This window comes from Thalassotalea nanhaiensis, from assembly GCF_031583575.1.
In the GTDB taxonomy this organism is placed as follows: domain Bacteria; phylum Pseudomonadota; class Gammaproteobacteria; order Enterobacterales; family Alteromonadaceae; genus Thalassotalea_A; species Thalassotalea_A nanhaiensis.
This window is the reverse complement of the sequence record NZ_CP134146.1, coordinates 1,889,201-1,914,740: the sequence shown is the minus strand read 5'-3', so window position 1 is coordinate 1,914,740 and position 25,540 is coordinate 1,889,201. Positions and strand designations below refer to the sequence as shown.

Below are 25,540 nucleotides of genomic sequence, written 5' to 3'. Positions count from 1 at the left end.
AATAGATTTAAGTTAAACGCTTTTACCATGAACAGAGTGAATTCTATTTAAAAATGACTACAGATTCTTCTAAAAAAAATACCATACTTGTTGTTGATGACGAGCCAGGCAATATAGACCTAGCCTCAGCATTACTAAAAGATAAATACAAGGTTAAAGCAGCAACTAACGGTAAAATAGCAATAAAAATTGCGCAAGCTGATCCAAATATAGACTTGATTTTACTTGATATCATGATGCCAGATATGGACGGCTATGAAGTATGTAAAGAAATTAAGGCTAATGATACCACTAAAAATATTCCTGTTATTTTCTTAACAGCAAAAGCTGAGGTTGCCGATATAACTCGGGGTTTCACTTTAGGTGCAGTAGATTACATAACCAAGCCTCTGCAGCCAGAAATCCTTAAGGCCAGAGTAAATACCCATGTTACTTTGCACGAAAGCCAAATAGCCCTTGAAAACCAAGTTGAAACCTTAATAGAAAATGCCAAGTTACGTGAAGATATTGAAAAACTAACTCATCATGATTTAAAGGGGCCGCTTGGTGTTATTCTGTTTGAATTACCCAAAATTGCCGATAAAAATGTCGCTCGCTCTATTGAAGAATCAGCTAATAATGTATTGAACATGATAAACAATACCTTAGATATTTTTAAAATTGAAAATGGCACCTACCCACTCTCACCGGATATGGTCGATTTAAATAAATTAGTCGATATGGCAATTAAAGCCGTGAGTAGTTTAACGTCCAAGAAGAACATTACTTTCAACATAGACTCTGTGCAATCATCTACCTATATGGATGCTGAAGAATTATTATGCCTGTCAATATTCAATAACCTGATTAAAAATTCGGTAGAAGCATCGCCAGATAATGAAGAAATTCGTATAACCATATCTGAAGCAAATGACGAAATAGAGTTTAAACTTTTCAATACCGGAGCTATACCCGCTGACCTTCGTGACACGTTATTTGAAAAATACTCAACCTCAAACCATATTCGCGGCTCAGGGCTTGGAGCCTATTCAGCCAAGCTTATGACTGAAGCGCAAAAAGGCAGAATTAGCTTTAATATTATTGATGAAAAATATACTGAGTTTATCGTTACTATGCCGGCCTATTAAACTGAGACGTTTAATAGTCATTTCAAGAAAAACCGTTCCTATGTTTAATTAAACAATTGGTTTTCTAGGGTTTTGCCGTTAATTAACTGACGATATAACCAAGCATTTTGGTGACACAACTGTAATATTTGCACATCCAATGCTACTTCACTTTCATTTATATTAAATGAAATTAAGTATTCTTTATCTTGGGTATTAATGACTTGAGTAACTTGTGACAACTGATTCAATGCAGGTATTAAGTCATCTTGCTGCTGCGCCATACGTAAGGTGATAAATTGAGTATCTGTTGAATTGGTTAATGTGTGATGCTGTTGTAAACAGCCATCCTCTAAATATAGAACTCGGTTACATAAGCGCTCTAATTCACTCAAATCATGAGAGCTCAAAATAAAAGTAGTTTGACTTGAAAGCTCAGCAACAAGTGAACGTATTTCACGAGCATTATGAGGATCTAAACCGGCGGTTGCTTCATCTAATATGACAATTTCAGGCTCTCCTATCAAAGCCTGAGCAATTGTCACTCGTTTTCTCATACCATGTGATAATGTGCTTGGTTTGCTATTTATAGAATCTTCTAAACCCACTAATTTTAATGTCCTATAAGCTTCCAACTTGGCTTGTGATTTCGTTAAGCCTTGCAGTTGTGCATAAAAAGTTAATTGCTTGGCAATTGAAAAGCGCGGGTCTAACTGGGCATCTTGGGGTAAAGCAGCCAAACGCGACAAGTTCCCCCGTTTTCCGGGTTCATCTCCAAACACCGACACCTTGCCACTACATGGTTTAATGTATCCGCACAAAATACTTAATAGAGTTGTTTTCCCTGCCCCATTAGGTCCAACTAATGCGATAGGCTCACCTTTATTAATGGTAAACTCAATATTGTTTAATGCATGTTTTTCACCATAAAATTTATTCAAACCTGACACTTCAATTAAAGCGCTCATAACGAACTCCTTTTCATTTTAAAGTAAGCCAGGCTTAGAAAAACCATCATTTGACTCAGTGGAATAACATAAATTCTTAAATTTGGGCCCTCAGAATTAATCACATCATCAATTTGTGTGCCCGGTATTGCGTATTCTAAATAACCTAACATTGGCAGACTATATTCCATAAGGGCAATAAGCATCGGTCCTAAGCCAAAAAACAATATGCTGAATAACACGACCTTTTTAGACGACGTGGTAAAACTGTTAAACAATGTCATCAACGCGATAAAAGGTAATACGATTATAACTAGTTGAAAATAAAGTTGAGTTGCTTTAATTATCCCAGGAAGAAGCAATTGATAATCTCGAAAAGCAACCATCATAATTGTCGCGACCAGGCTTAAACCAATGAGAAATGTCATGATTACAAACTGACCTAAAAATCGGCCAACAACTATTTCACCTCGGGTTGCACGTAAAGAAATAAACCGCAAAGTGCCCCTCTCTCTATCGGCACATGTTTGGTCGCTGGTAATAACAATGGTAAATATCGGAAAAATATAAAGCGCTATCAGCCAGTAAATTGCCAGTTCAGCAACAGGCCATTTTAATAATGCTGATAAGCCTAAAGCTCCGAACATATTTTTAGCGATGTCTTTAAATAACGGCGAAGAAATAAATTCAAAAGCAGAATTAACGGGGTAATATAAAATCAGAAACCAAACCAGTGAAAATGCAAACAATGCTAATAAGCCACTCTTGGTTTGAAAAACCCGGGTTAATTCAAAACACGCTAAGTGCCACATCCTTAAAAGAGTTTGTTGAAACGAAAGATTCAATTTTATTTACCAAAAGTTAAAAGCTTATTAAAACCAAGTTATACCAATTAAAGATAACATTCAAAGGTTTGGTTGTAACAGAATTTATGCTGACTGGACTGACCCCAATACACACTCCACGTTTCTAGTTTCTAGTTTCTAGTTTCTAGTTTCTAGAACATTAAAAAAGCCCTGTAGCAAAAAACTACAGGGCTTTTAATTTTCCGCTGCCTAGATTTATCTAAACGATAACGCTGGATCTAGAACTTCAAAATTTTCTTCAAGAAGTTCTTTTGATAACACCTGTTTATCATCATCTTGAATAACTAATGTGGTTTGCTTGCCTTTAGCGGTCAACTTAAAACGATAAGGGCCATCTTTGAAATTTACAACAGGCATTTCATCGCCCCAAATAGAATCCCAAAGGCTAGGCTCAATCAAGGTATATTCTACATCATAGAAATACTTATCTTCGTTTAAGTCTGTCACTTTAAAATTATATTGCTCAAAGAAGCCTGGCATATAGCGCCACAGTTCATCAATTGGATAATCAATAATTAGCGCAGGTTCACCTTTATCAGACTCACCAAGTGTTACTATTTCCATATTAGCTCGAGCAATACGATCATCACGATTATTCAAACGGTATTGATAATCTAATTGAGATGTAATTGCATTGATCATCGCCATTTCTACACGTTGTTGCTCAATCGGATCAATTTTTTTAGTAGAGCCTTTATCTGAGGTGTGCATGTAATCGATTAATTCAACATTTAACCCTACACTACGACCGTGTGGCTTAGTGATTAATGAATAGCGAAAACGCCAGCTCTCAGTTAAGTCTATGCTTGACCAAAATAGGTAACCACTTTCTTCTTCAACATGAAACCAATCAGATTCCCAGACATTATTTGCTAAATCTTCGCTGGTAAAAGTTACCTCTTCTGTACTTAAGTAATCAGAGATTGCTTTTATTAATAATTCACGTAAGTCGCGATCATCATCAACTTTGTCAAACCAAATGGCTGCAGTTTTATCAAATTCATCAATTCGACTGCCTGACGCTAACGGTAATACCAGCGCTGGAGCTCTAACATCAACTCTCTTACCAACTGGTCCTTGATTATTAACTTCAGGGATTGAATATAAGGTATTTTCAGCAGGTTTTTCTAAACCTTCTGGTAATTGTAATTCTTTGCTTGATTTAATATTAACGTAATCGAAGTCACCTTTAGCTTGTTTACGTGTTTCGACATTGCTACACGCAGCAAGAGAAAGGCTAATAAGAGAAATAGTTAAAATACGGCGATCCATTGAAACTCCTGAGGGATAAAGCCTGTATACATAAAGTATACTTTGCTGTTATGTAAACAATCTAAACGTTGTTTAACAACAGTTATTGTTATTTAAGCGCCAAATATAACTATGAATCTATTATTGACAGTTATGAAATGGTTTCATTAGAGCGTTTTGATATTCTTTTAATTATAAAGTTCCGAAAATTTTAAAATAAAATCGGCGCTCTTTTTTTATTGCGCTTTATGGTACTTGTCTGCTGTTATAAACACAAGGTTTACTGACCAAAACAACTTTAAATTTACCAGCTTTTAAGTTAATCGCATCAACAGCTTTAATATTATGTGGCTGCCCTACTTCCAGAGAAGTTTTTATTAACGCTTTATTGTCATCAAAAGACCAACTACAATAAAATAAAAATAATGACAAATGTTGAGATTATATGGCCCATTACTTGGTATTCACCGCACTTGGATCAGACCGGACAGGTATTGTTAGTGAAGTAACGAAGTTGACCAGCGAATTTGGTTGTAACATCGATGACTCGCGTATGGCTATTTTAGGTAATGAATTTACTCTGGTAATGTTATTAAGTGGCAGTAAGTCAGCCATCAACCAAATAGAGTCTCGTCTGCCCCTACTGGCTCATTCTTTAGCATTACTTACCATTATAAAGCGAACAACTCAGCCAGAAAAAGCAGCTATCAGTGAATGTTTAGAGGTTGAAATTAAAGGTGAAGATTCTAAAGGGATTTTAAAACAGGTTACTCAATTCTTTGCAAAAAGAAAGATTGACCTCACCTCCCTTAAAACCATTACTATGCCTAAAACAAACATCATTACAACGTCTCTGCTAATTAATATATCTGAACAAACAAATAAACAACAATTGGAACAAGAATTCCAACAATTGTGTCAAACTTTAGCCGTTTCTGGCAATTTCAAAACACCAACTAATTTTATCCTCTAAGGAATTTTATGAACACTTTGCAAGTGGGCGATAAAGCCCCGCTTTTCTCTTTATTGAACCAAAACAATGAAACAGTACAACTCACTGATTATATCGGTAAAAAGCGTGTGCTTGTGTATTTTTACCCGAAAGCGATGACTCCTGGATGTACAGTACAAGCACAAGGGTTACGTGACAGTAAAACTAAATTGGATGCGTTAAACACTGTTGTATTTGGCATCAGCCCTGATGAAGTGAAAAGACTAGACAAATTTTGTGTGCGTGATGAGTTAAACTTCAGTTTACTCTCGGATGTTGACCATAAAGTTGCTGACGACTTTGGCGTTTGGGGTTTAAAGAAGTTTATGGGCAGAGAATATGATGGTATTCACAGACTGAGTTTTTTAATTGGCTTAGATGGCAATATTGAACATGTATTTAATAAGTTTAAAACCAAAAATCATCATGATGTGGTGATAGATATCATCGATAATTTATAAGTTCATTATCTCTGAATGAAAAAAGCCAGTTGTTTTAACAACTGGCTTTTTTATTTGTTTAGCACAACGTTAACTCAACATTGCTTTAAGCCTCACTGATAACCGCTTCTTTATCTTCTGGCGTTGGCCAAGCATTAATTATCGCTTTTACCAATGTCGCCAATGGAATAGCAAAGAACACTCCCCAAAAGCCCCATAATCCGCCAAATAAAATTACGGCAATAATAATCGCGACCGGATGTAAGTTAACCGCTTCAGAAAACAATAATGGTACAAGTATGTTGCCATCAATTACTTGAATAATCCCGTAAGCCAACATTAGGTAACCAAACTCAGGGCTGATCCCCCATTGGAATAAGCCAACTAAACAAACCGGAATGGTCACTACCGTCGCCCCAACATATGGCACTAATACAGACAATCCAACTAACGCACCAAGAAGTACGCCATAACGTAAATCAAGAAGCACAAAAGCTAAGGTAGACGCGACACCAATAATTAAAATCTCGATCACTTTACCACGAATATAGTTATGAATTTGTTGATGCATTTCAGTCGCAACTTGCGTGGTTAAACGACGTTCTTTTGGAAAGAAACGCGCAGCGTTTTGCATCATATCGACTTTATCTTTCAAAAAGAAAAACACCATCAATGGCACTAAAATCAAGTAAATTAACAATGCAACCAAATCAGAAATAGAGTTAAGTGACGCTTCTAAAACGACTTGTCCCCACACTAATAATTTGTCTTTCACAGAGCTTATAATAGTATCTATTTGTTCAGCCTTAACTAAATCAGGATACTGTTCTGGAAGCGTTAATAAATAGGTATTTCCTTGCACCAACATTTGTGGCACTTCAGAAATTAAATTGGACGTCTGCTGCCAAAGAACAGGAAGTAACCCTAAAATGGTTAATAAGCCGATGCCGGTAAAAAGTACCATCACAATTATCACGGCTTTATTTCGACTTAAGCCAATTTTACTAAACCTTTGCACTGGCGACTCTAATAAAAATGCTAATACCACCGCAACAATCACAGGCATTAATAAATTGCCAACGTAATACAACAGCGCAAATGCAATTAAAATAAACAAGGTTAAGGTAACCACATGAGGGTCTGAAAACTTTTCTTTGTACCAATTTACAATGTATTTAATCATGTAGGATTTACTCTTTTAATATGGTTATCTTAACTTGATGTTCTGCAATTAAGCTTTGTTCAAAAGGGATATTTAACTTAGATAATAAGCGAGGAATATCTTGGATAGAACCAGGGTCGGCTAAAAATAGCGTCAATGACTGTCCCGCAGTTAGCTGTTTTAGTAACAATTTGGTTTTTACCAACGGTAGCGGACACTTTTCGAGCCTACCATCATAATGTAGTGTTTTAACCATGTTTTACGAAATAATCATTATTTTGTAAAATAGTAGCAATAACGCAATGTTAAATAAACCTATTATGTGTATATAACCTTGTAAAACTTAATAACATAATTCAATATATAGGCATTGAAGGTGGGGCATCTTTAAAAATTGAATAGTCTCAATTTAGTTGCAACTTTATAGACTATTTAAACTCAAAGCTCTATCACAAGTATTATCAGGATTTTAATGAAAAAGTCACTCAGATCATCAGTCATCACTATCGTTAGTTTTTCTATAAGTTTTTTATTTGCCGCGAGTGCGCATTCCTTATCTACCGATAAAAACCAATTACCTGAAATAGGCACCTCTGCTGTCAGCACTTTATCTTTAGATAAGGAGCGTATATACGGGCAAGCAATGATGCGCTCAGTTAGAGCATCTCAGCCTATTATTCATGACCCTGTATTAATTGAATACATCAATGACTTAGGTAATGAATTAGTTAAAAACGCAGACGGTGTAAATTATCAATTTCAATTCTTTTTACTAAATAACAAAGAACTGAACGCCTTCGCCTTTTTTGGTGGTCACATAGGCACACATTCTGGCCTAATTACCATGGCTGAAAACGAAAGTGAATTAGCCTCTGTACTATCACACGAGATTGCTCACGTTACGCAACGTCATTTAGCCCGAAAAATGGAAGCACAATCCCGTACAACGCCTTTAACGATTGCAGGTATGGTAACAGGTGTTTTATTAACACTTATTAATCCACAAGCTGGTTTGGCAACGCTAACAACCACCATGGCCGCTGGACAACAGGCAGGGATCAATTATACACGCAGTAATGAAAGTGAAGCAGATCGGGTTGGTATGAACATACTCGTTAACAGTGGTTTTGATCCAAATGGTGCCCCAGAATTTTTTAGAAAAATGTCAGCTAAATATCGCTATACCTCGAAGCCACCAGCAATGTTATTGACCCATCCATTGCCTGAGTCTCGAATTACCGATTCTAGAAACCGCGCGCAACTTTATCCTAATAAACTATTAGCACCAAGTTTGAACTTTGAATTAGCCAAGGCTCGTTTAAGAGCAAGGTATGAAGGAAACGGCAAAGATAACATTAGTATTTTTACTGATGAAATTAGACGCGGTAAATACAATATCAAGCAAGCGGCACTCTATGGTCAGGGCCTATCCTACTTTGAAGATAAACAATTTGAAAAAGCGGAAGAGATAATCAGCAATTTACTGTCATCTAATCCAAAGAACCTTTTTTATGTTGATGCCATGACCGACATACTTATTGAACAAAAGAAGTTCGAGCCTGCATTAGAAATGCTTAAAAAACTCAATTTAATTATGCCTAATAATCAAGTAGTGACACTAAACTACGCAAACACAGCTCAAAAAGCCGAGCAATACAACCTCGCGAGCACGCTGTTACAAGATTACTTAATTGTGAATCGAGAAGATTTCGTCGCCAATGATCTGTTAACGCAAGTGTATCGAAAACAGAAAAAAACGGCACAAATGCACGCCCAGCAAGCAGAAGTTTATGCTTTATTAGGTGCTTATCCCAAAGCGATAGACGAACTACATACAGCCTATAATGCAACAGCAAAAAACACCTTGATGCAAAAAAGAATTAAAGCAAGAATTTTGCAATTTCAAGAACAAGAAGATCAATTGAAACGTTTATAAACGATTCAAAAAACCAAATCGAAATACTATTAACAGAGAAAACCTAATGCTAACAATTTATCATAACCCAAGATGTTCAAAAAGCCGTCAAACACTTGCTCTTATTGAAGCTGCTAATGCTGAGGTGGAAATTGTAGAATATTTAAAAAATCCGCCGTCTGTAGAAACATTGGCGAATCTATTAGCGTTGTTAGACGTTGAACCCCGAGCAATGATGCGCACCAAAGAAGATGAATACAAGCAACAAAATTTAGCCGATAAAAATATCAGCACAGCAGAGTTACTCGCTGCAATGGCAGCAACACCTAAGTTGATAGAGCGTCCAATTGTCGTTTCGGGCGAAATGGCTTGTATAGGTCGTCCACCTGAAAATGTTTTGGCACTTTTGAAATAACAATATGAGCACACAATCAATTTCTACTGATAATTTACGCAAACTAGCCTTGTTTGGTTATTTTGGTTTATTAATATTAATGCCTTTGTGGTTATTTGTTTTAGCCCCTAGCGAAAGTTTATCGATGCCATTAACCTTTGTAATGTTTGTTTTGCCATTACTATTCCCTCTTAGGGGCATGTTAAAAGGCAATCCTTACACATTTGCTTGGGCAAATTTTATCGTTATGATTTACTTTCTACATAGTTTAACCACATTATGGGTGACCAGCGACGAACGAATCCTGGCATCTATTGAGCTACTGTTTGCAACTATTATGTTCTTTGCCGGGTCTTATTATTCAAAATATCGTGGTATTGAGCTGGGTTTAGGCTTAAAAAAACTTAAAGTTGAACTAAAAGAAGAACGCGAAGCAAATAAAAAATAAAAAATAAAAATAATAAATACACACAGGAATTTACATGAAATATTCATTCATCTTTTTAACGTTATTATTACTCATCTCATGTGGGGATAATGCTGATGAGTCTGGAATAATTACACCAGAAGATCCCAATACATCTCTAGTAAGTGGGAAAAATGCGGATTTGATTTTGTTGAAACCAGGTGAATCAATAACGTCAATAAATTGGACTCAAACCAGTGGTGAAGCAGTTGAGTTTTTAAGTGCTAAATCTAAAGTGATCTCATTCACCATACCATCTGCTGGCGACTATAGTTTTGAAGTTTCTTATGTTAGTGGTGGCAAAGAAGAAACCGAAACGGTTTCATTTACGGCTTCATCCGGCTCTCCAAAATTAGTCGCTCGTTTAGGTCACAGTGTCGTTGAAGATGCAGGCGTATCCCTAAGAGCATTCATCAGTGCTGATATTGATGAAGATACTATTTCTTGGCAACAGTTATCGGGCCCAAATGTTAGTTTTGATGCTGACAATACTAATAAAGAAATTGCAATTTTCAACTCACCAAAAGTGAGCGAAGACAGTATTGTTGAAATAGAAGTAAGTGCAAAAGACAGCGATGGAAGTAACTATAAAGATGTGGTTTCAGTATTAATAGAAGACCGCCCCGCTATACCATCTAATGCTTATTTTGATGATGACGATCCCGGTTCTGCTTTAGCCAATGTGTATGTATATAATTCCAATTCGCCTTACAAAGATACCTTAGTTAATTGTGTATATTCTAATCAACTAAGTAGTTCATGTGACTTGGGCGATTTGCCAATTCTTGCCGATGAAAATAATGGCGCAACGCCTTCTATCGAGCAAATAATGGATCGCTTAGTCGTGTCACATGATTGGATGGCGATTAACTTTAAAGCTTATTTAGAAGCATTTGACACAAATGACGACTTTAAAAACTTATTAAGAGCAACAACCGCCATTGTTTTATCCTATGATATTCGACCATCTTTTTATTGGGCCGCTACAGGCGCTATTTATCTGGACCCTAACAACTTATGGTTAACCGCGGAGCAGCGAGATACCATCAATGAAGCTCCAGATTATCGTGCAAACTTTGGCTCTGAATTACAATTTGTTATGCCTTGGCGCTATGTAAAGAATAATGACTATGTGTCATATTCATTTCCAGTAGCAGAGCGTTTAGATAGAGACTTAGAGCATATAAAATATGATTTAGCTGATTTGCTTTACCATGAACTTGCTCATGCTAACGATTATTTCCCTCCTGCTGAATGGGGTATTTATTCTGGTTCAACTCGATTTTTAGATGCAGCGTTAACACGAGCAGAAATATCTGATGATTTAATTGTTTTATACCCATTACAAAGTCAAGAAATGAAAGATTTAGCTGCAGTGAGGTTTTTAGGTGAAGATGCAAATGCTATTCAAAAGGCCTATACCCCCGATGATGTTAGCCTATTTTATAAAGAAGATATATCTAATGGCTTTTACAATTACACCAACGAAAAAGAAGACTTAGGTATCTTATTTGAATCTTTAATGATGTCACTACGCTACGGCGTTCAGCGCGACACTGCTGTTACATCAGACAGAGATGGAGGTTATGTTGTAAGTTGGGGACAACGTGGTCGTGTTGCAGAGCCAGACATTAGTGAACGTGCATCTTATGTAACCAGCCGCTTATTACCTGAGTTTGATTTGTCATTAATAGACACCCTACCTACGCCTATTCAAATGACTAAGGGTCTGGATTGGTGGGATAACTTAGCAATAAGTCCACAAGGTAGTGCTCAACTGCAAAGTAAAAATACCACACAGCTAGGTAATAAACAGCAATCAATCAGAGTCTACCAACCTCACGGTAAAGCCTTGCCTAATCATTAATTACAAACTAAAACCCCAGCAATTGCTGGGGTTTTTATATAAATGATATCCACTGTTCAGGTGGCAATGCACGCTCTTAGTTTCTCGTTTCTCGTTCTCGTTCTCGTTCTCGTTTCTATGATTTTATTCATTGAAACTTATAATGAAAGCTCATCGACACCATTGAAAACTCTTCTTCTACATCTGCTAAATTTTGATGGTGGTTATTTTCATCAGCCTCTAAGTCAGCTTCAATAGCGTCATACCCTAAACGAAAAGCTATATTTTCGCTTACATCAACTTCTATCCCCACCCCATACGCCAGACCGCCTCCAGCCCAGTAATCATCATCGCTATGTCGATAAACATCACCATGTTTGTGCAAATCTTCAATATAAAATAAAATTCCTAATCCCGCTTTTACATAAACAGATACTTGTTCTGTTAAGTCTATATGAACAACGGGAGTTACCGTAATTGCGGTTAAGTACACTTCGTCGATAGGAAGTGTTGAAGGGCGTTCCTCCATCCCTCCAGTTACCAATATGCTGCTTTCTAACGCCCATTTATCTGCAAAGTTAAAACCAATATAAAAACCAAATGCTGCATTTTGATCTGATTGACTATATTCGCTTCCATCTAGGTTAAGTTGATCCTCAAACGTTTCTTTTGTATCCGCATTAGCAATTATACCGCCGAGATAAAAGTAGGAACGAGGAGGATTATTATTGTCCTGTTGTGCTTTTGCTTTAATAACAAAACAACTTAGTAAAAGGAGCAGAAGGGTTACATACTTGCGCATTGAATATTGCCTATATTTATTTTCATTAATTATAGGCAATATTTAAATTTTGGATGGGAAACTAGTGAATAAGTTAATTCGAGTTTAGTTTAATTACTCACTGTCTTTATCAGAAAGTTTACTGCCCTTCTCTCGAAGTCGTTGACGATAATTAGCTTTGGCAAGCTTTTGCATATCAGCATCCTTATCACTTTCGTCAACTATTTCACGCCCTAAAATAGTCTCTATAGCATCTTCTAAAGTAACAATGCCAGCTGTTTGGCCAAAGTGATCTTCCACTAAAAACATATGCTCTTGGCGTTTGATAAATACATCAAGTAAATTAAGCACAGGAAAGCGTTCTGATATTCTATACAAAGGGTTGGCAATGTCTTTTAAAGTCAGGTTTCCTTTACCTTTACGCTCATTCTCATACAACTGACCTTTAATGATCATACCGGTAATATTATCGATGCTGTCCTTATAAACAGGAATTCGGGTAAAGTTAGCTGTTTTTTCTAAATCTAATGCTTCAATAACAGTAGTGTTTTCATTTAGGGCATGAACAACACTTCGTGGCGTTAGAATATCTTCCGTATCAGCATCTCTTAATTTAAGAATATTTTCGACCAGTTGATTTTCTTGGCTGGCAATTGCCCCATCCTTAAAACTTAATGAAGCAACAGCTAGCACTTCTTCACGACTGGTTTCATTATTGGTTTTACTGGAAAATAATTTAGTAAGTCGAGTTGACAACCATACCAGTGGAAAGACCACCTTTACTAAAAATGCAATTGCATACGCCGAAGGAATTGCAAGTTGACGCCAAAAAGTAGCACCTATGGTTTTAGGAATGATTTCAGATAAATATAAAATGGCCAAAGTAAGTAAGAAAGCAATTAATGTCTCCCATTTTTCACCAAACACCCGAATGGCTTGGGCACCAACACCTGCCGCGCCCATGGTATGAGCAAAGGTATTTAAAATTAGGATACTGGATATTGACTGATCAAGGTTCAGCTTAACCTTAGTTAACACTTGACCGCCTCGTGACTTAACTTTATTAGTCCGAGCAATAAAACTTGGTGTAATCGACAGTAATACGGCTTCTAATACAGAACAAATAAAAGAAACGCCGATGGCAATGCACAAGTAAACAATTAATAATGTCATTTAAACTCTGTAATACAATATGATAAGAAATATACCCTTTGCCATTCAAGGTGTGGGTAATAAGTTTAGTTTAACCAATATAAAACAAAAATGTTATAACAAAGCGTAACCAAGAATGTGTAATCGGTTTAATTTCAATTGATCAATGAAAAATACTGCAAAGTTGCAATAATCCACACCAATTTTAAAAATATCAAAGCAAGGAACACAATGGCAGAGCCTATATCTTTGGCTCGACCAATTAATTCATCATGCTCGAGGCATACCTTGTCTGCTAACGCCTCTAATGCAGAGTTAACAAGTTCGGAAAATAATAAAAATATTAAACTGAAAAACAGTACTAGCCAATGATTAGTTGATTGCGCTATTACAAATGAAAATGGAAATAGCACCAACACAAGAACAAGTTCTTGACGAAATGCAGATTCATGCTTCCAGGCGGCTTTAAACCCTTTAATAGAACAATAGGTCGCTTTAAATAAACGCTTAATACCTGTGCCGTTGGGCTTATTAGTTTGTGATTGATTATCGCTCATAACACGGACTTATAATTATTTTTATCGTTTGCATGCACTGATTATATTTAACCTATTTTAATAAAGCGAGAGCAACACTTAAAAATTGAATGAAAATCAAGACAAAATTGTTAATTTTTAGTTAACTACACACTTTATAAAGATTGCTTTTAGCTATTAATTTGCATAAGGTATAGATATAAAAAAATTATAAAAAAGTATCTTCAAGATACTGAAATAATAAAAATAATTTTAGGTATTAGGGATCCATTTTTACGATGTCGACATTAGCGCGTATTTTTTTCAAGAACATCTTCGTTACTGCAATATTTTTTATCTGTTATTTTAGTTTCAGCTTATACAGCTTAAATAACTTTTTAAATGAAGCAAAAAGCGATCATCACACCTCACTTAAAAAGATCACTGAGCATTATCAAGGAGATGACCTAAAAGGCTTTTCTAAACAGTTACGTTTGGCATTTGAATACGACGAATTGGTAATTACTGATTTTAATAATGATGTGATTTACAAATATACAAACTCTGATCCTAGTTTCAGTATTTTAGCGTTATTTAATGGTGAGACAAAACTTGAAACTGTCAAAAATAACGCTTTAAGCATCTACATCAAGTATCGTCTAAACAATGACAGTTTATTTAACTTATATAACTCGATTACCCTATTTATTCTATTAACTGCACTCTCCGTGTTAATCGTTGGTTCATTGGTAACAAACTCGGTAACTGGTAGAGCGAGTCGCAAAGCTTCAAAGAAAATTTCTGAACTTATTGCTACAGAAATTAAAACCGCAATTACCAATAGAGAAACAACGGGGAAATTGACTCTTCCAACTGAATTTGACGATGTAAACAGCGTACTTACCGAGCTAAAAACCTTTGTCAGTAATAAACTACTCAAAACGCAAGAGTTGCAGCAAACCGCTTATATTGATCATTTAACAGAACTTGAGAATCGCAGCGGCTTTGTAGACTTCTTTACCGAGTTTACCCAATCAAACAAATCTTCCGGTTTTGGAGTGCTTATAATCACCCGCTGTTCAGAGCTGCAAACCATTAACCAAGTACACGGGTATCAGGAAGGTGATCGTTATATTTGCCAAGTTGCCAATATATTAAAAGCACAAGTTAAACACTTGGAATCAGCCCATGTATACCGTTTAAACGGCTCTGACTTTGCTACATTCTTGCCTAATATCACGTTAAAAGCAGCTGAAAAATTCAGTGAAGAATTGACAGGTCTGTTTAATGAATATCAACAACTTGCTGATTTTGATTCAATAGCCTTCTCTGGCATCGTAAAGATTGATGTGCATCGTCCGCTTGGTGAAATGTTGGCATTGGCCGATACCGCCATAAGCATGGCGCAAACCCGTAATAAGAATTCTTGGTATGTACAACGAGATCCTGAGTTGTTACAAAGCGAAACCGCTGGCTTTGGTAACCAAAACTGGAATAAAGAAATCAGTTATGTAATTGAAAATCAAAGTGTTTCATTACTTTCTCAATTAATTCAACCAAGTAGCCGTAACAATAGAATATACAGCGAGGTGTTATCTCGCTTTACCAGCTCAGAAGGTGACATTTTACCTACTGCTACCTTTATTGCCATGGCCGAAAAGCTTGATAAAATCATCTTGATCGATCGCTTAGTGATTGAGAAAACTCTCAATGAAATTAAAGAAAAAAACCTGAGCGAACAAACCTTTGGTATTAATTTAAGCACACGTTCTATTCACGATGAACATTTTGTAATTTGGTTAGAGCGCCGTTTATTAAAAGATCATGACATTGCAACACGTTTGGTGTTTGAAATAAGTGAATATGGTTTAGAGCAAAACATTAAAGGCAGTTCACATTTTATCGATATGGTACACCGAGTTGGTGCTAGAATTTGTGTTGAACACTTTGGTGTCGGTATCACTTCATTTAAATTCTTCAGAGAGTTATCGCCTGATTACATAAAAATGGATGGTAGCTATACACGCAACATTCACTTAGACAAAAATAATCAGTACTTTTTACGCCTAATGATAGATCTTGCTCACCGTTTAGGTATTCGAGTGTTAGCTGAAAGTGTTGAAACTCAGGAAGAAAAGTATACCTTTGACGAAGTATTTATGGATGGTTGCCAAGGATTTTACCTGGGCAAACCAGAACCGCTGTAAAATTCAGTGTAATTGTAAAATAATTTGCACATAATCATCATATTATGTGCAATAAGTAACCAACTAAAATAACCTTACTAACAACGTGTTGTTAAATCATTAATAAACTAGGATAATGAAGGTAACTTCACAAAAAAATTATTATAAATGACTGATTATCTACTACTGTTGATTGGCACAGTGTTAGTAAACAACTTTGTTCTGGTTAAGTTTTTAGGTTTATGCCCATTCATGGGTGTTTCTTCGCGTACCGAAACCGCTATTGGTATGTCTTTAGCTACAACATTTGTACTTACCCTTGCCTCATTATTAAGTTATTTATTTAGTACCTATTTGCTGCAACCATTAGGGTTAGAGTATTTAACGACTATGGGCTTTATTTTAGTGATTGCAGTCGTCGTGCAGTTTACTGAAATGGTTGTCCATAAAACCAGCGCAAACCTATATCGTTTATTAGGCATTTTCTTACCATTAATTACCACAAACTGCGCAGTACTTGGCGTGGCATTATTGAATTTGTACGAACAACACAATTTCTTTGAATCAATTGTTTATGGTTTTGGCGCCGCTGTCGGTTTTTCAATAGTATTAATTATGTTTTCAGCAATGCGCGAACGCCTGGCTAATGCCGATGTTCCCAAACCATTTCAGGGCGCGGCAATTGCTATGATCACCGCAGGCCTTATGTCTCTCGCCTTTATGGGCTTTACTGGCTTGGTTAAGTAATTATGGACCTTATTTTAGCTATCGTTGTTTTTGGCCTTATTGCTACTGCGTTTGGGGCATTGTTAGGATACGCTTCAGTGCGCTTTAAAGTTGAGGGCGACCCATTAGTAGAACAATTGGATGCCCTACTTCCTCAAACTCAATGTGGTCAATGTGGTTATCCAGGTTGTAAACCGTACGCGCAAGCTGTAGCTGATGGCGAAGCCATTAATAAATGCGCTCCTGGCGGCGATGATACAATTAAAAAAATTGCAGATTTAATGGGGGTTGAAGTTCAACCTCTTGATGAAACACACGTAAACGACAATACACCAAAGGTTGCCTTTATCATTGAAGAAGACTGTATTGGTTGTACTAAATGTATTCAAGCCTGCCCTGTTGATGCCATCATGGGCGCGGCTAAGCAAATGCATACTGTTATCATCGACGAATGTACTGGTTGTGATTTATGTGTAGAACCCTGCCCTGTAGATTGCATAGAGATGATCCCTGTTGAACAGACGCCAGAAACCTGGCAGTGGGATTTGCAAGCTATCGATATAGTTCAGATAGATTAGTGAGGTTGTAATGGAATCTGTCATTGAACGTATAAAAAAACAAAAGTTTTTCAATTTTGCCGGTGGTATTCATCCACCAGAACAAAAGTTCTTAACTACTGATAAGCCAATTAAAACCATTGCGCTCGCCAAAGAATTAATTTTACCCATAAAGCAGCACATAGGTAAAACTGGTGAGATGTTGGTTCAAGTTGGTCAACATGTATTGAAAGGCCAAGCATTAACTAGCAGTGACAACCCTATGTGTGTCCCTGTTCATGCGCCTACATCAGGAACCATCACAGCAATTAAACCATCGATTATGGCACATCCTTCTGGGATGTCCGATTTATGCATATTTATCGAACCAGATGGTTTAGATAAGTGGATAAAAAGACATATTGTTGAAGACTTTAAAAGTTTAAGTAAATCAGACATTGTAGAAAAAATTGCAGCTGCCGGTATTTCAGGCATGGGCGGTGCTGGTTTTCCAACAAATATCAAAGTTAATGCGCAACCAGGGATTAAATTTTTAGTCATAAACGCGGCAGAATGTGAACCTTACATTACCAGCGACGATTTGTTAATGCGCGAACGCTCTGCTGCGATAATCAAGGGTTTAGAGATCTTAAACTACTTATTAGAGCCCGAGCACATCCTAATTGGTATAGAAGATAATAAGCCGCAAGCGATAAAAGCATTAAAAGCAGCAACAATTGACATTGAGAACATACACGTATGTGTGTTGCCAACTAAGTACCCGACTGGCGGTGAAAAGCAACTTATCCAAGCATTAACAGGGCAAGAAGTGCCCAGTGGTGTGTTACCTCTTTCTTTAGGTGTTATTGTACAAAACGTAGCAACGGTGTTTGCAATTGCGGAGGCGATAATTGATGACAAGCCTCTTCTACGCAGAGTAGTAACAGTTACCGGTCAAGCCCTTAAAAAACCGCAAAATCTATGGGTACCTTTGGGTACGCCAATAGCCCATTTACTAGAACAGTGCGGTTTTAGTCCACTAGAGCCGAAGAACAACAAAGCTCAACAACGTATTATCATGGGTGGCCCGTTAATGGGCTTTACCTTGCCAAGTCTTAACGTACCAGTGGTTAAAACGACCAACTGCATTTTAGCCCCTACCGTTGAAGAAATATCTCCGGCAACCAAGGAGCTTGAGTGTATCCGTTGTGGTCAGTGTGCCGAAGTTTGCCCTAGTTCATTATTACCTCAGGAACTACAGTGGCATGCTAAGGCCAAAGAATATGAGCAACTAGAAAAGCTCAATTTGTTTGACTGTATCGATTGTGGAGCATGCGCTTATGTATGTCCAAGTCAGATCCCATTGGTTCAATACTACCGCGTAGCTAAAGCCGAAATCAGACAAAATAAAGTACAAGAAGCACAAGCCGAAAAAGCAAAAATACGTTTTGAAGCGCGTAACGTGCGCCTGGAAAAAGAAAAGATTGCTCGTGAAGTAAAACACAAAAAAGCAATGGCAGCCAGAAAAGCAGCAACAAGTCCTGAACAAGCAAAATCAAACAATTCTGCGGTTGCAGCAGCTCTTGCCAGAGTAAAGGCAAAAAAAGCTGCACAAGCAACACAAACAGACGTGCCTGAAGTTGAAGTAGCAGATGTAAAAACCAGAGCCGCGCAAGCAATTGCTCGAGCGAAAGCAAAAAAGGCAGCCGCTACTACAGTAACGTCAAGCGATCAAACAACAGAAGACACGAAGCCGGCAGAGCAAGCATCTAATAGTGCTGATGAAAAGAAAGCACGCACAGCTGCAGCAGTAGCAAAAGCTAAAGCAAAGAAAGCCGCAGCAGCGAAAGCAACAGCAACAGAGCAATCAGATGCCAAAACAGCAGAGTCGAAACCTTCAGAGCAAGCATCTAATAGCGCTGATGAGAAAAAAGCACGCACAGCTGCAGCAGTAGCAAAAGCTAAAGCAAAGAAAGCCGCAGCAGCGAAAGCAACAGCAACAGAGCAATCAGGCGCCAAAGCAGCAGAGTCGAAACCTTCAGAGCAAGCATCTAATAGCGCTGATGAGAAAAAAGCACGTACAGCTGCAGCAGTAGCAAAAGCTAAAGCAAAGAAAGCAGCAGCAGCGAAAGCAACAGCAACAGAGAAATCAGGCGCCAAAGCAGCAGAGTCGAAACCTTCAGAGCAAGCATCTAATAGTGCTGATGAAAAGAAAGCGCGTACAGCTGCCGCAGTAGCGAAAGCTAAAGAAAAGAAAGCCGCAGCAACGAAAGTGACTGCAACAGAGCAATCAGACGCCAAAACAGCAACGTCGAAACCAACAGAGTCCGTACCGAGTAGCGCTGATGAGAAAAAAGCACGCACAGCTGCCGCAGTAGCGAAAGCTAAAGCAAAGAAAGCCGCAGCAACGAAAGTGACTAAAGCAAAAAAATCAACTCCCAAAACTAAAGAGTCGACACCGTTAAAACAAGGTTCCAACAGTGCTGAAGAGAAACAAGCACATACGGATGCCGCAGTTAAAGCATTGAAAAGTTCCGTTCAAGAAGAATTGGACTTTACGATTGACAATCAATCCGATGCCAATATTGAACAGCAAACTACGGTTAGCGCAGCTGAGTTGAAAAAGCAAAAAGTAGCTGCTGCCGTAGCAAAAGCAAAGGCAAAGAAAGCTGCCGCGTCTGAAAAATCAGACACACAAGCAAAAAAAGAATCAGTAAGCGATACTGATAAAAAAGCCAAAATAGCATCTGCTATTGCTAAAGCAAAATCTGCACGAGCAGAAAAAAATAAAGAGTCTGAATAACCATGGCATTTTGGATAGCAAGTTCACCACACAACCATATAAAGGCAGAAACGCCTGCCTTAATGCGCTTGGTCATTTTAGCCGCCTTGCCAGGAGTTTTTGCTCAATGGTACTTTTTTGGCTGGGGTTCAATTATTCAAATTATCCTGGCAATCACTTTTGCGGTCTTAGCTGAGGTTTTATTTTTAGCAGTACGAGATAAAAATATAACCGCGCAAATAACTGACTTTTCAGCAGTATTAACGGGCTTACTGATTGGTATTTCAATACCTTCACTTGCACCTTGGTGGATAACTGCTATTGGTAGTATCTTTGCTATTTGTGTCGTCAAACAATTATATGGCGGTTTAGGTTTCAATTTATTTAACCCTGCAATGGCAGCTTATGTCATGTTGTTAGTTTCGTTTCCGGTACAAATGACATCCTGGCAACCCGCGAATGAATTAATGGTTTACGACTTAAACTTTTTTAATCATTTATGGCTAATTCTAACGGGTTATACTTGGGAAGGGTTTTCAGTCGAACAAATTAGAATGAACATCGACGGTATCACTATGGCGACACCATTAGATACTTTAAAAACAGATCTTACTTTAGGCTTAACTTCTGCGGAAAGTCTAACTAACCCAGTATTTGGCCAACACTTTAGTGTTGGTTGGGAATGGGTAAATGTTGGATTTTTACTGGGAGGTTTACTCCTAATAGCCAAAAAAGCCATCGACTGGGTGATCCCGGTAAGTTTCCTTGGTGCTATGTTTATTTTTTCTTTTATTGGTTTTAGCATAAGTCCAGACAGCAGTGCTTCTACAATGTTTCACTGGTTAGCTGGCGGAACTATGCTTGGCGCATTTTTCATTTTAACTGACCCGGTATCGGCAGCGACTACCCGTAAAGGGCGCGTTATCTATGCCGCATTAGTTGCTTTCTTAGTGTATATCATCAGAAAATTTGGCGGTTATCCCGACGCAATTGCGTTTGCAGTATTGTTGGCCAACATGGCCGTACCATTAATCGATCAATATGCAAGGCCAAGAACTTATGGTCATAAGGCGGCGAAATAATTATGAAAATAGCCATCCAACAAAATGCCAAAGTGTTAGCAATGTTCGCAATAGCCTGTACTGCAATGGTTGGTATAGTAAACTATTTAACCAAAGACACCATTGCACGACAAGAAGAACAGCAATTACTCGATACCTTACATCAGGTAATTGCGCCTGACCGATTAAATAATGACTTGTACCATGATTGTCAATTTATAACCGATAGCGATTTACTTGGCAGCGCCAATAGCCAAACGGCTTACGTGGCACGTATGGATAATATTCCAGTTGCTGTTGCTATCACCACAGTTGCTCCTGATGGCTACAACGGGAATATCAATTTGCTTGTTGCTATCAATGCAGATGGTACTTTAAGCGGCGTACGTGTTTTAAAGCATAAAGAAACGCCAGGCCTTGGTGATAAAATTGAAATTCGTAAAGCCGACTGGATTTACAGCTTTGACGGAAAATTCATTGATGGAGAAAAAGATTTACGCTGGGCTGTAAAAAAAGACGGTGGTATGTTTGATCAATTTACTGGTGCAACGATCACACCACGAGCAGTGGTTAACGCTGTTCACAATGCCCTATTGTATTTCAACGCTCATAAAGATGAGATTGTTACCAATACCACCTCATGTCGAGATATAAGCAATGACTGAACGCAGTGAATATAAAGAACTAAGCTGGCAGGGGCTATGGAAAAACAACCCTGGTTTAGTGCAATTATTGGGCCTGTGTCCGTTATTAGCGGTCACCAATACCTTAACCAATGCTATCGGCCTTGGTTTAGCCACATTATTAGTACTAGTCTGCTCTAACGCAACAGTATCGGCTATTAGGCAATGGGTTCCTAAAGAAGTTCGGATACCAATTTTTGTATTAATCATTGCGGCTTTTGTTACTTGCGTACAATTGCTGATGAATGCTTTTACTTATGGCTTATATCAATCACTTGGCATTTTCTTACCACTAATTGTAACTAACTGCGCCATTATCGGTAGAGCAGAAGCCTATGCATCAAAAAATCCAGTAAAACAGGCCAGTTTCGATGGTTTAATGATGGGACTTGGTTTTGCTTTCGTATTAATGACACTGGGCGCAATTAGAGAGATACTGGGCCAAGGCACATTATTTGACGGTGCAGAGTTACTCCTTGGTAACTGGGCTACAGTACTGCGTATTGAAGTGTTTAGTTTTGATAGTAAATTCCTACTGGCTATTTTGCCTCCAGGAGCATTTATTGCGATGGGCTTTTTAATTGCTGCCAAAAACAGTATCGATTCACGTATCGCAGATAAGCAACCTAAACCAGAACAAAGTCAAACAATTGAACGTGTTCGGGTTAATTTCGAAGGTTAGTATCTAGAAACCTAAAGTATGCTCAGTTATAACAATAAGAATAAAAATAAATGAACAAAGATAAACGCCTCGAGATCTTAACTCGACTTAGAGATGATAATCCGCACCCGACCACTGAGTTAAACTTTAGCTCGCCATTTGAACTGCTAATAGCGGTATTACTGTCAGCGCAGGCAACCGATGTCAGCGTTAATAAAGCCACTGATAAACTCTACCCGGTAGCAAACACACCACAAGCAATTTTAGATTTAGGTTTAGATAAACTAAAAAGTTATATAAAAACAATTGGCTTATTTAATACCAAAGCAGAAAACACCATTAAAACCTGCCAGATGTTGGTTGACCTTCACAATGGTGAAGTACCAGAAGATCGGGCCGCGTTAGAAGCACTTCCTGGAGTGGGCAGAAAAACGGCAAATGTAGTATTAAACACTGCGTTTGGTTGGCCTACCATTGCTGTTGATACCCACATATATCGAGTATCAAATCGCACTAAACTGGCAATGGGTAAAACCGTTGACTTAGTCGAGCAAAAATTACTAAAAGTAGTTCCCAAAGAATTTAAAGTTGATGTTCACCATTGGCTTATTTTACATGGCCGCTATACTTGTGTTGCACGTAAACCACGTTGTACCGCTTGTATTATTGAAGACCTGTGTGAATTTAAAGAAAAAACTTCAGAATAATTACACAGTTTTACTGTATCAAGGAAAAAGCTGAATGCGAATTTTACATACCATGCTACGAGTTGGCGATTTAGACCGCTCAATTAACTTCTATCAAGATGTGTTAGGCATGCGTCTATTACGCCGTAGTGATAATGAACAATATCAATATACCTTAGCCTTTTTAGGTTATGACGATATGGCACACTCTACCGTACTGGAACTAACCTATAACTGGGGCGTAAAAGAGTACGACCTTGGGCAGGCGTTTGGTCATATAGCCATTGAAGTGGACAATGTATATACCGCATGTGAAAAGATAGAATCACTTGGTGGCATTATTTCTCGTGCACCCGGTCCCGTTAAGGGCGGTACCACTGAAATTGCATTTGTTAAAGATCCCGATGGTTATGCCATTGAATTAATTCAAGCAAAAGAAGATTAAATACTCGCTATGGCGCAAAAAGCAACCATTTATAAAGCCACTATTTCGTTATCTGATATGGATAGGCATTACTACGACACATTAAACGTTACCATTGCCCAACACCCGTCAGAAACAGACAGACGCATGATGGTAAGGATTTTAGCTTACATTTTAAACGCACGCGAAGACATACAGTTTTGCAAAGGACTAAGTGATGATGATGAACCGGAAATTTGGGTAAAAGATTATTCTGAACAAATTCATTTATGGATAGAGTTAGGCCAAATTGACGAAAAACGCATTAAAAAAGGCTGTACGAAAGCCAAAGAAATGCGGTTATACAGTTACGGTTCAGCCGCCGATGTCTGGTGGAAGAAAATTCAAAATAAGTTATCGGCCTTTTCTAATTTAAACGTGTATAAAATTAATGACGAAACGTGTGAACAACTTGCAGGTTTGGTCGATCGAACCATGGAATTGCAATGCAGCATTGATTCCGGCCAAATCTGGCTTGGCAATAATGACTCTACCGTCCAAATAGATCTTGAAACCCTTCTGGAACAAAAAAGTTAGTAAATACAGCTGACCATAAATATAAGAATATACCGATGAATATTAAACCCTATTACACTGCCCTGATCCTGGCCGCTTTATCCAATATTTGTGTGGCAAGTGACATCACCGTTGCCAATATTGAAAAGGATATGCAATTTCTATCCTCCGATGAATTGAAAGGCCGCCTTGCGGGAAGTCCTGAAATCGGTATCGCTGAAGATTATATTGCCACACAATTTAAACAAGCAGGCTTACAGCCTTTAAATGGTTTAAGCAGTTTTAAGCAAAACTTTACATTACAGCGCTACGTACCAGACAACATTAGTGTTAAATTAAATTCTAACACCATAGATAACCAGTTTATCGCTTTTTCCGGCAGTGCCAGCAGCTTCGAATTCAATCAAGATAATGCCAATATTAAAGTAGTTAGCCAAGCTGACGATTTACGTGCCGAACTAAAGCATGTAAATACGAATGGCGGCAATAACATATTGCTGGTAAATAGTGCACACAAAGAGCTATTCAAGCGCTATAAAAATCACTTCGCCGGTGGCAGTCAAAGTAATGAAAAAAGAAAGCCTGCAACTTTAGTGATGATTTTGACCGACACAGTAACCATCGATGAGGTATTGGTGTCTGGTTCAATTCAACATTTACAGCAACAATTAACTAATATGATTGCAGTGAAACCTGGCTCAGAGAAACCAAATGAGTACGTTGTGTTTTCCGCTCATCATGATCATATAGGGACAACTGCTAATGGTGAAGAAGATGGCATTTATAACGGCGCTAATGATGATGCATCCGGGGTAAGTGCGGTATTAAATTTAGCTCGCCATTATCAAAATATCGATAATAAGCGCAGTATTATGTATGTGACATTTACGGCCGAAGAATCTGGGCTTTTAGGCTCCAGCTATTTTATTAAAGATATTGATGCAAGCAGCATCGTTGCTATGTTAAACATCGAAATGATAGGAAAACCATCTGAATTTGGACCAGGAACATTTTGGATGACAGGTTATGAACGTTCAAATTTAGCACAAATATTGAATAAAAATTTGAATGCTAAAGAACAACAAATATTTGCCGATCCTTACCCTAAATATAAATTATTTTATCGTTCTGACAATGCATCACTTGCCCAACTTGGTGTGCCAGCCCACAGTTTATCCAGTACCCAAATGAGTAATGATCATGATTATCATCAAGTGAGTGATGAGCTAGCAACGCTGGACCTGCCGCAAATGACTCAGATTGTTAATGCAATTGCAAAAGCAAGTAAGTCGTTAGTGAGTGGCAAAGATACGCCAAATAGAATTGAAAAAGTAAAACCTAGAGCGACAGGTCTAATTTTTTAACCTAACGATACCATTCAGTAAAACAACGTGTAAAACCTACACTT

The 25,540-nt window shown here is 37.8% G+C and carries 26 protein-coding genes; 18 read left to right on the top strand and 8 right to left on the bottom strand.

Features of this window, described 5'->3' with window-relative positions; genetic code table 11:
* Positions 1-53: 53 nt before the first annotated feature.
* Positions 54-1,127, top strand: coding sequence for a hybrid sensor histidine kinase/response regulator (locus tag RI845_RS08420; protein WP_348389293.1), 1,074 nt, complete (start codon positions 54-56; stop codon positions 1,125-1,127).
* A gap of 44 nt (positions 1,128-1,171) precedes the next feature.
* Here the strand turns inward: RI845_RS08420 and RI845_RS08415 are convergent, their stop codons facing one another.
* From RI845_RS08415 to bamC, 3 genes are all read right to left on the bottom strand, one after another.
* Positions 1,172-2,074: an ABC transporter ATP-binding protein gene (locus tag RI845_RS08415; protein ID WP_348389292.1), complete on the bottom strand. Its 903-nt coding sequence runs from the start codon at positions 2,072-2,074 to the stop codon at positions 1,172-1,174.
* The gene (locus RI845_RS08410; RefSeq protein WP_348389291.1) at positions 2,071-2,898 is read right to left on the bottom strand and encodes an ABC transporter permease subunit; all 828 of its coding nucleotides are present in this window, start codon (positions 2,896-2,898) and stop codon (positions 2,071-2,073) included. Before RI845_RS08410 ends, RI845_RS08415 begins: the two co-directional genes overlap by 4 nt.
* A 216-nt stretch (positions 2,899-3,114) precedes the next feature.
* Positions 3,115-4,191, bottom strand: a complete 1,077-nt coding sequence (gene bamC, locus RI845_RS08405; RefSeq protein ID WP_348389290.1) for an outer membrane protein assembly factor BamC — start codon at positions 4,189-4,191, stop codon at positions 3,115-3,117.
* Positions 4,192-4,615: 424 nt separating this feature from the next.
* Between bamC and RI845_RS08400 the strand changes: the two genes are divergently transcribed.
* Both RI845_RS08400 and bcp read left to right on the top strand, forming a co-directional pair.
* Positions 4,616-5,143, top strand: a complete 528-nt coding sequence (locus tag RI845_RS08400) for a glycine cleavage system protein R (protein WP_348389289.1) — start codon at positions 4,616-4,618, stop codon at positions 5,141-5,143.
* Positions 5,144-5,151: 8 nt separating this feature from the next.
* Entirely contained in the window at positions 5,152-5,622 is a 471-nt protein-coding gene (gene bcp / locus RI845_RS08395; RefSeq protein WP_348389288.1) for a thioredoxin-dependent thiol peroxidase, read from the top strand.
* An 85-nt stretch (positions 5,623-5,707) separates the two neighbouring features.
* On the opposite strand, the gene RI845_RS08390 is transcribed toward bcp, so the two are convergent.
* Together RI845_RS08390 and RI845_RS08385 are read right to left on the bottom strand one after the other, a co-directional pair.
* Positions 5,708-6,784 (bottom strand): AI-2E family transporter, encoded by a 1,077-nt coding sequence (locus RI845_RS08390; RefSeq protein ID WP_348389287.1) that lies wholly within the window; start codon positions 6,782-6,784, stop codon positions 5,708-5,710.
* Positions 6,785-6,791: 7 nt separating this feature from the next.
* The gene (locus tag RI845_RS08385; protein WP_348389286.1) at positions 6,792-7,019 is read right to left on the bottom strand and encodes a sulfurtransferase TusA family protein; all 228 of its coding nucleotides are present in this window, start codon (positions 7,017-7,019) and stop codon (positions 6,792-6,794) included.
* A 216-nt stretch (positions 7,020-7,235) separates the two neighbouring features.
* Here RI845_RS08385 and bepA point away from each other — a divergent pair, with 216 nt between their 5' ends.
* Genes bepA through RI845_RS08365 form a run of 4 tightly spaced genes read left to right on the top strand, consistent with a single transcriptional unit; the run spans position 7,236 to position 11,405 of the window.
* A complete protein-coding gene (gene bepA / locus RI845_RS08380; protein ID WP_348389285.1) occupies positions 7,236-8,699 on the top strand; it encodes a beta-barrel assembly-enhancing protease in 1,464 nt (487 codons plus the stop codon).
* A gap of 46 nt (positions 8,700-8,745) precedes the next feature.
* On the top strand, positions 8,746-9,093 hold the full coding sequence (gene arsC / locus RI845_RS08375; protein WP_348389284.1) for an arsenate reductase (glutaredoxin): 348 nt from the start codon (positions 8,746-8,748) through the stop codon (positions 9,091-9,093).
* Between the two features lie 4 nt (positions 9,094-9,097).
* Positions 9,098-9,520, top strand: coding sequence for a DUF2069 domain-containing protein (locus RI845_RS08370; protein WP_348389283.1), 423 nt, complete (start codon positions 9,098-9,100; stop codon positions 9,518-9,520).
* A 34-nt stretch (positions 9,521-9,554) separates the two neighbouring features.
* Positions 9,555-11,405 (top strand): hypothetical protein, encoded by a 1,851-nt coding sequence (locus tag RI845_RS08365; RefSeq protein ID WP_348389282.1) that lies wholly within the window; start codon positions 9,555-9,557, stop codon positions 11,403-11,405.
* Between the two features lie 127 nt (positions 11,406-11,532).
* Here RI845_RS08365 and RI845_RS08360 read toward each other — a convergent pair whose 3' ends face one another.
* The 3 genes from RI845_RS08360 to RI845_RS08350 all read right to left on the bottom strand — a co-directional run bounded on the left by RI845_RS08360 (position 11,533) and on the right by RI845_RS08350 (position 13,874).
* A complete protein-coding gene (locus RI845_RS08360) occupies positions 11,533-12,186 on the bottom strand; it encodes an outer membrane beta-barrel protein (protein ID WP_348389281.1) in 654 nt (217 codons plus the stop codon).
* A gap of 93 nt (positions 12,187-12,279) precedes the next feature.
* Positions 12,280-13,338, bottom strand: a complete 1,059-nt coding sequence (locus tag RI845_RS08355) for a CNNM domain-containing protein (RefSeq protein WP_348389280.1) — start codon at positions 13,336-13,338, stop codon at positions 12,280-12,282.
* Between the two features lie 134 nt (positions 13,339-13,472).
* Positions 13,473-13,874 (bottom strand): diacylglycerol kinase, encoded by a 402-nt coding sequence (locus tag RI845_RS08350; RefSeq protein WP_348389279.1) that lies wholly within the window; start codon positions 13,872-13,874, stop codon positions 13,473-13,475.
* 257 nt (positions 13,875-14,131) lie between these two features.
* On the opposite strand from RI845_RS08350, the gene RI845_RS08345 reads away from it, so the two are divergent.
* The 11 genes from RI845_RS08345 (at position 14,132) to RI845_RS08295 (ending at position 25,496) form a co-directional block, all read left to right on the top strand.
* Positions 14,132-16,039 (top strand): EAL domain-containing protein, encoded by a 1,908-nt coding sequence (locus RI845_RS08345; protein ID WP_348389278.1) that lies wholly within the window; start codon positions 14,132-14,134, stop codon positions 16,037-16,039.
* 147 nt (positions 16,040-16,186) lie between these two features.
* Positions 16,187-16,765, top strand: coding sequence for an electron transport complex subunit RsxA (gene rsxA, locus RI845_RS08340; RefSeq protein WP_348389277.1), 579 nt, complete (start codon positions 16,187-16,189; stop codon positions 16,763-16,765).
* A gap of 2 nt (positions 16,766-16,767) precedes the next feature.
* A complete protein-coding gene (rsxB, locus tag RI845_RS08335) occupies positions 16,768-17,322 on the top strand; it encodes an electron transport complex subunit RsxB (RefSeq protein WP_348389276.1) in 555 nt (184 codons plus the stop codon).
* Between the two features lie 10 nt (positions 17,323-17,332).
* The gene (gene rsxC, locus RI845_RS08330; RefSeq protein ID WP_348389275.1) at positions 17,333-20,083 is read left to right on the top strand and encodes an electron transport complex subunit RsxC; all 2,751 of its coding nucleotides are present in this window, start codon (positions 17,333-17,335) and stop codon (positions 20,081-20,083) included.
* Positions 20,084-20,085: 2 nt separating this feature from the next.
* Positions 20,086-21,144 carry an electron transport complex subunit RsxD gene (gene rsxD / locus RI845_RS08325; RefSeq protein WP_348389274.1) on the top strand — a complete coding sequence of 353 codons (1,059 nt, stop codon included), beginning with the start codon at positions 20,086-20,088 and terminating at the stop codon, positions 21,142-21,144.
* A gap of 2 nt (positions 21,145-21,146) precedes the next feature.
* Positions 21,147-21,788, top strand: a complete 642-nt coding sequence (gene rsxG, locus RI845_RS08320) for an electron transport complex subunit RsxG (RefSeq protein ID WP_348389273.1) — start codon at positions 21,147-21,149, stop codon at positions 21,786-21,788.
* Entirely contained in the window at positions 21,781-22,488 is a 708-nt protein-coding gene (locus tag RI845_RS08315; RefSeq protein ID WP_348389272.1) for an electron transport complex subunit E, read from the top strand. The genes rsxG and RI845_RS08315 overlap by 8 nt, the downstream gene beginning before the upstream one ends.
* Positions 22,489-22,538: 50 nt before the next feature.
* A complete protein-coding gene (nth, locus tag RI845_RS08310) occupies positions 22,539-23,174 on the top strand; it encodes an endonuclease III (protein WP_348389271.1) in 636 nt (211 codons plus the stop codon).
* A gap of 34 nt (positions 23,175-23,208) precedes the next feature.
* Positions 23,209-23,598 (top strand): lactoylglutathione lyase, encoded by a 390-nt coding sequence (gloA, locus tag RI845_RS08305; protein WP_348389270.1) that lies wholly within the window; start codon positions 23,209-23,211, stop codon positions 23,596-23,598.
* Positions 23,599-23,607: 9 nt separating this feature from the next.
* Positions 23,608-24,153, top strand: coding sequence for a YaeQ family protein (locus RI845_RS08300; RefSeq protein WP_348389269.1), 546 nt, complete (start codon positions 23,608-23,610; stop codon positions 24,151-24,153).
* Between the two features lie 35 nt (positions 24,154-24,188).
* Positions 24,189-25,496: a M28 family peptidase gene (locus tag RI845_RS08295; RefSeq protein WP_348389268.1), complete on the top strand. Its 1,308-nt coding sequence runs from the start codon at positions 24,189-24,191 to the stop codon at positions 25,494-25,496.
* The last annotated feature ends 44 nt before the right edge of the window (positions 25,497-25,540 follow it).

Excerpts from the sequence above, each read along its gene's own strand:
- nth (WP_348389271.1), top strand. The coding sequence starts at position 22,539 with ATGAACAAAGATAAACGCCTCGAGATCTTAACTCGACTTAGAGATGAT.
- RI845_RS08415 (WP_348389292.1), bottom strand. The coding sequence starts at position 2,074 with ATGAGCGCTTTAATTGAAGTGTCAGGTTTGAATAAATTTTATGGTGAA.
- RI845_RS08400 (WP_348389289.1), top strand. The coding sequence starts at position 4,616 with ATGGCCCATTACTTGGTATTCACCGCACTTGGATCAGACCGGACAGGT.
- bamC (WP_348389290.1), bottom strand. The coding sequence starts at position 4,191 with ATGGATCGCCGTATTTTAACTATTTCTCTTATTAGCCTTTCTCTTGCT.
- rsxD (WP_348389274.1), top strand. The coding sequence starts at position 20,086 with ATGGCATTTTGGATAGCAAGTTCACCACACAACCATATAAAGGCAGAA.
- RI845_RS08300 (WP_348389269.1), top strand. The coding sequence starts at position 23,608 with ATGGCGCAAAAAGCAACCATTTATAAAGCCACTATTTCGTTATCTGAT.
- gloA (WP_348389270.1), top strand. The coding sequence starts at position 23,209 with ATGCGAATTTTACATACCATGCTACGAGTTGGCGATTTAGACCGCTCA.
- RI845_RS08350 (WP_348389279.1), bottom strand. The coding sequence starts at position 13,874 with ATGAGCGATAATCAATCACAAACTAATAAGCCCAACGGCACAGGTATT.
- rsxB (WP_348389276.1), top strand. The coding sequence starts at position 16,768 with ATGGACCTTATTTTAGCTATCGTTGTTTTTGGCCTTATTGCTACTGCG.
- rsxG (WP_348389273.1), top strand. The coding sequence starts at position 21,147 with ATGAAAATAGCCATCCAACAAAATGCCAAAGTGTTAGCAATGTTCGCA.
- RI845_RS08345 (WP_348389278.1), top strand. The coding sequence starts at position 14,132 with ATGTCGACATTAGCGCGTATTTTTTTCAAGAACATCTTCGTTACTGCA.
- RI845_RS08370 (WP_348389283.1), top strand. The coding sequence starts at position 9,098 with ATGAGCACACAATCAATTTCTACTGATAATTTACGCAAACTAGCCTTG.
- rsxC (WP_348389275.1), top strand. The coding sequence starts at position 17,333 with ATGGAATCTGTCATTGAACGTATAAAAAAACAAAAGTTTTTCAATTTT.
- bcp (WP_348389288.1), top strand. The coding sequence starts at position 5,152 with ATGAACACTTTGCAAGTGGGCGATAAAGCCCCGCTTTTCTCTTTATTG.
- RI845_RS08390 (WP_348389287.1), bottom strand. The coding sequence starts at position 6,784 with ATGATTAAATACATTGTAAATTGGTACAAAGAAAAGTTTTCAGACCCT.
- bepA (WP_348389285.1), top strand. The coding sequence starts at position 7,236 with ATGAAAAAGTCACTCAGATCATCAGTCATCACTATCGTTAGTTTTTCT.
- RI845_RS08420 (WP_348389293.1), top strand. The coding sequence starts at position 54 with ATGACTACAGATTCTTCTAAAAAAAATACCATACTTGTTGTTGATGAC.
- RI845_RS08365 (WP_348389282.1), top strand. The coding sequence starts at position 9,555 with ATGAAATATTCATTCATCTTTTTAACGTTATTATTACTCATCTCATGT.
- arsC (WP_348389284.1), top strand. The coding sequence starts at position 8,746 with ATGCTAACAATTTATCATAACCCAAGATGTTCAAAAAGCCGTCAAACA.
- RI845_RS08360 (WP_348389281.1), bottom strand. The coding sequence starts at position 12,186 with ATGCGCAAGTATGTAACCCTTCTGCTCCTTTTACTAAGTTGTTTTGTT.
- RI845_RS08355 (WP_348389280.1), bottom strand. The coding sequence starts at position 13,338 with ATGACATTATTAATTGTTTACTTGTGCATTGCCATCGGCGTTTCTTTT.
- RI845_RS08295 (WP_348389268.1), top strand. The coding sequence starts at position 24,189 with ATGAATATTAAACCCTATTACACTGCCCTGATCCTGGCCGCTTTATCC.
- RI845_RS08385 (WP_348389286.1), bottom strand. The coding sequence starts at position 7,019 with ATGGTTAAAACACTACATTATGATGGTAGGCTCGAAAAGTGTCCGCTA.
- rsxA (WP_348389277.1), top strand. The coding sequence starts at position 16,187 with ATGACTGATTATCTACTACTGTTGATTGGCACAGTGTTAGTAAACAAC.
- RI845_RS08315 (WP_348389272.1), top strand. The coding sequence starts at position 21,781 with ATGACTGAACGCAGTGAATATAAAGAACTAAGCTGGCAGGGGCTATGG.